Genomic DNA, 387 nt, shown 5'->3' with positions numbered 1-387 from the left:
AAATATCAAAACGAGCAAATCCATTAAATGGATACTCGACAGTGGAGCTAGCTCGCATATTTGCTGCGACCGAAAGCTATTCAGAAATATCAGAAAAATCACGAATATTAATGTCCAATGGGGCAATTCAGGAACGTTTTTACCAGCTATAGGCAAAGGAGAAGTACCAATTACGTTTAATAGCACTGGCCAATCAGTTGTGCTAAAAGACGTACTCTTTGTGCCAAAGTTTGGTTTCAATTTACTTAGTCTCTACCAAGCAGCTCAAAAAGGAGCTAAATTTAAGTTCTCCAAGGATTATAGTCTAATTACCCAATCCGGCCAAGTACTAGCCAAGGGCTACTACAATCGAAAAGTCGCGATCTTTTACACGACCAGCGATATCCA

General features: G+C 39.8%; 1 protein-coding gene. It reads left to right on the top strand.

From position 1 onward, the window contains the following. The coding region (locus QWJ41_RS20860; RefSeq protein ID WP_302710391.1) for a hypothetical protein at positions 1 to 387 on the top strand (387 nt) is incomplete at both ends.

This window comes from Nocardioides cremeus (assembly GCF_030518195.1).
Lineage (GTDB): Bacteria > Actinomycetota > Actinomycetes > Propionibacteriales > Nocardioidaceae > Nocardioides > Nocardioides cremeus.
Note: the sequence above shows the minus strand (reverse complement) of the source record. Positions and strands in the feature narration are given on the sequence as shown.